General features: G+C 61.9%; 8 protein-coding genes and 1 pseudogene. 6 read left to right on the top strand and 3 right to left on the bottom strand.

The features are described from left to right. The 3 genes and pseudogenes from QZ184_RS11050 to QZ184_RS11040 form a co-directional block, all read left to right on the top strand. Positions 1-297 (top strand): annotated as a pseudogene (locus QZ184_RS11050) (pseudouridine synthase); the annotation flags it as partial. A 191-nt stretch (positions 298-488) separates the two neighbouring features. After that, on the top strand, positions 489-632 hold the full coding sequence (locus tag QZ184_RS11045; protein ID WP_010315702.1) for a hypothetical protein: 144 nt from the start codon (positions 489-491) through the stop codon (positions 630-632). A gap of 4 nt (positions 633-636) precedes the next feature. Further along, complete coding sequence (locus QZ184_RS11040) at positions 637-975, top strand: hypothetical protein (protein ID WP_010315700.1); 339 nt, start codon at positions 637-639, stop codon at positions 973-975. Here the strand turns inward: QZ184_RS11040 and QZ184_RS11035 are convergent. Then, positions 972-1,220: a hypothetical protein gene (locus tag QZ184_RS11035; protein ID WP_010315697.1), complete on the bottom strand. Its 249-nt coding sequence runs from the start codon at positions 1,218-1,220 to the stop codon at positions 972-974. The two genes, QZ184_RS11040 and QZ184_RS11035, sit on opposite strands and share 4 nt — an antisense overlap. Positions 1,221-1,309: 89 nt before the next feature. Between QZ184_RS11035 and QZ184_RS11030 the strand changes: the two genes are divergently transcribed. Further along, a complete protein-coding gene (locus QZ184_RS11030; protein WP_010315695.1) occupies positions 1,310-1,816 on the top strand; it encodes a hypothetical protein in 507 nt (168 codons plus the stop codon). Here the strand turns inward: QZ184_RS11030 and QZ184_RS11025 are convergent. After that, positions 1,813-1,998 carry a hypothetical protein gene (locus tag QZ184_RS11025; RefSeq protein ID WP_010315693.1) on the bottom strand — a complete coding sequence of 62 codons (186 nt, stop codon included), beginning with the start codon at positions 1,996-1,998 and terminating at the stop codon, positions 1,813-1,815. The genes QZ184_RS11030 and QZ184_RS11025 overlap by 4 nt on opposite strands. 160 nt (positions 1,999-2,158) lie before the next feature. On the opposite strand from QZ184_RS11025, the gene QZ184_RS11020 reads away from it, so the two are divergent. Beyond that, complete coding sequence (locus tag QZ184_RS11020) at positions 2,159-2,323, top strand: hypothetical protein (protein ID WP_010315691.1); 165 nt, start codon at positions 2,159-2,161, stop codon at positions 2,321-2,323. A gap of 8 nt (positions 2,324-2,331) precedes the next feature. Here QZ184_RS11020 and QZ184_RS11015 read toward each other — a convergent pair whose 3' ends face one another. Then, positions 2,332-2,502, bottom strand: coding sequence for a hypothetical protein (locus tag QZ184_RS11015; protein ID WP_010315690.1), 171 nt, complete (start codon positions 2,500-2,502; stop codon positions 2,332-2,334). A 147-nt stretch (positions 2,503-2,649) separates the two neighbouring features. Here QZ184_RS11015 and QZ184_RS11010 point away from each other — a divergent pair, with 147 nt between their 5' ends. After that, positions 2,650-2,814 (top strand): hypothetical protein, encoded by a 165-nt coding sequence (locus tag QZ184_RS11010; protein WP_296415665.1) that lies wholly within the window; start codon positions 2,650-2,652, stop codon positions 2,812-2,814. Positions 2,815-2,945 lie beyond the last annotated feature (131 nt).

Raw genomic sequence — 2,945 nt, 5'->3', positions numbered from 1 at the left:
TGGCTGCAGCTGGAGCTGCGGGAGGGGCGTAACCGGCAGGTGCGGCGGATGACGGCGGCCGTCGGACTGCCCACCCTGCGGCTGCTGCGGGTGGCGATGGACCTGATGGATGGAGGCCCACCTCTCAGCCTGGACGGACTGGCACCGGGCCAGTGGCGATCGGTCAATGACGACGAAGATCGACGGCTTCAATCCCTGCTGCAATCAGGCCGGGGCGGCCGCGCGGGGGGCGGAAAGTCGGGCCGCGCTGGAGGCTGGGGGAAGGGTGGCGTCGCCAAAGCCAAATTCCGGAGATAAGACAGGGGAAACGCGCGCGCTTCCCCATGGACTACGCCGTGCCCCTACTGGTTGCAGGCATTGTGAGCGCTCTGGCTCTCTATGGAGTGCGAGAGTTGATCCGTGAAGTTGCCGTTGTGCTGGCGCACAAAGGCCATGCCGGGAGCAGCTAAGCATTGAGGAGCGCTGGGGATCTGCTTCGAACAGCAGCGGTGCTCAGCTTCTGGGTCCTGCTGGTCAGCACTGCCGTTCTCTCCTCTCAGCTGCGGCTGCAGCGCTCCAAAAACAGCATTGATTTTTGCGCCCAGGACAGCCTGAGCAAGGTCTGCAACTTCCACGCAGTGCTCACGGACTGATTCGGTGAAACAGCTACCTGGCCGCCAACGCCCCCGCTGGATCACGGTCCTGCTGCAGGGTTGCGCCGCCGTGGTGGCCACGATCTGGCTGGCCAGCCTGTTGCCCTATCTGTTGCTGATGGCGCTGGTGGTCAGCCTGATGCTGATCCCGACTCTCCGGCGCCTGCGCAAGGAGGCCGAGCAGACGGTCGCCGCGCAACAACGCAATCCCTTCCAGGGGACTCCGCTGGAGCCGTTTTTCGAGAACCTGTACCGCCAAGCGGCCCCACGGCCGATGGTGGATGTCACACCACCCCACCGCAAGCTGATCCGCACCTTCTGGCAGTGGCGCCAACGGCGCTAGATGCGTTCCCGGTGCTTGGTGCGTAGGCGCTCAGTCACCAAGACCCCTTTGGTACCGAAATCCAGGCCATCCACAAGGGCGACCTCGGCCTCAATGCCCTCGGCCCTGAGCTGCTCGATCAGCCCCTTCATCACCTGCTCCTCCACCAGCTTCTGGTCCAGGCGGTCGGGGGTCAGCGCCTCAAACAAGCGGTTGGTTTTGGCCGCAACGACCTTGGAGGCGTTGGTGATTTTTAAAACCAGCATTCGCCTGAATCGAGGCCGCGCCCGGTAGTCCTAATCGCTTCATCCAGGCTCCGCAATCGCTACGGTCTGCCAAAGGGGGAGATCGGGCGATGGGGGATTCCGAGCAGTTCGTCAAAAACCTCGTGGGCGATGTGCGCCAACTGCTGCGCGCGCCAGCCAATTTGGTCAAGGCGGAACGGGAATGGTCCCTCTCCACAATCTGCGCTGTGATCGATGCCCGAAACAGCGCTCCGCAGGTGGTCACCACCCACGTCGGCACGATCAATTCAGTGCTGGTGGCCAGTAGTGCCCTCGATCACCCCTTACTGCAGTCCTTTCTCAAGCGAGCCAGGGAAAGTGACCCAGAGCGAGCCCTAACGGAATTCCTCGATAGTTCCGAGGCGGAGGCCTTCACCGAGGTCTATGAGCGTTATCGCGAAGAGCGCGAAGAAAAGGGCCATGCGGTGTGGTCCGTCGGCGATTCTGCAGCCTTTGTGGCCAAATCACGGGAGGCCTGGAAAGACCGCGAACTGGCCTGCGTTGCGATCACTCCAGGACCGACCAGCAATACCCACGGGGTCCTCACCTTCTCCCTACCCCTGGACTGGCTCTCCTAGCAGGAGAGGCCCTGCTGGTGCTCGATCGCCCACTTGGTGGCGGCCTTTTGGGTCTGCCAAGCCTGCATCAATTGCTTGGCTAGATCGCGCAATTGGTCCGGATCCGTTGTGGCATCCAGAGCGCGATTGAAACGCTCAATCTCAAACTGCTGACCAACCGTGAGTTCGATCGCGTTGGACATTGCGCCTTCAGTCGATGACTGATGGAAACGTATCGGGCTGAACCAAGCAAGACGTAACAGCAGCTACGAGTCAGCGCGATTGTCAGTGTTTCAGGTTGTAAGCAAAGCCACGCCGCCTCGTCCGCGCAGTTGAGAGTGATGGTCTTGCAGATGCAATCCGATGCAGCTGAGTTGGGCCCAACATCTGCAAACGGCCCGACTGATCGAGCGCAGCAGCCATCAGGATTGCGGTACTGCCCTCGCCCTCATGGGCATGGCCCTGCTGGTCCTCAGCGAAGACCTAGCCCGCGCTCAAGAGCAAGAACGGGCTGCGGTCCTGAGCTGACAGCCCCCTCAGGCGCTCTTGAGGTCGCAGTGATCGTCCGCGTGGAGTTCCTGATCGGCCACGAGCAACAGGTCCATCAGGCTGGCGAAGTCATGCTCTGAGAGCTCGCCGCTGGGCTGCCACTTCAGGCAGGTCCTCCGTTCGCAGCTTCCGGATTCTGGGTGCCGTTGATCAGCCATCGTCCCCTCCTCTGGCTGTGGTTCTTTTCCTACGACGAGGGAAAGAGTGGTGTCCAGAGCAGAAATACCGGGCCTTACGCAAACATGAAGACCCGCCCAAGGACTGGCCTGTTAGTGCTGGAGTGGACCAGGCGCAAGCGGTGAGAGATGGAACAGCACGGTTCTTCAACTGCAGACCAGGCGGCCGCCGACCGGGACTGGCAGGTGCACAACCCTCGGGTCTCCAGCGAGCAACTCGAAGCACTGCGCCAACAGGAAAAGCTGGTGGCCCACCGCGTGCGCCTGCAACAGCAAAAGGATCTCGCGGCCTAAGCAACGGATGGCACGGGTCCTGCGCTGGTTCCTGCTCGGGGCATTGAGCCTGGGAGCAGCGACGCCTGGCCGATCCCTTGAACTCAACGGTCAGAGCTATTTCACCCAGCCCCCCTGGAGGGTTGAGTTCA

This window comes from Vulcanococcus sp. DEBay_Sum22DG08_74, assembly GCF_017852955.1.
Classification (GTDB): Bacteria; Cyanobacteriota; Cyanobacteriia; order PCC-6307; family Cyanobiaceae; genus Vulcanococcus.
The sequence above is the reverse complement of the archived record's forward strand: the minus strand, read 5'-3'. Positions and strand labels throughout refer to the sequence as shown.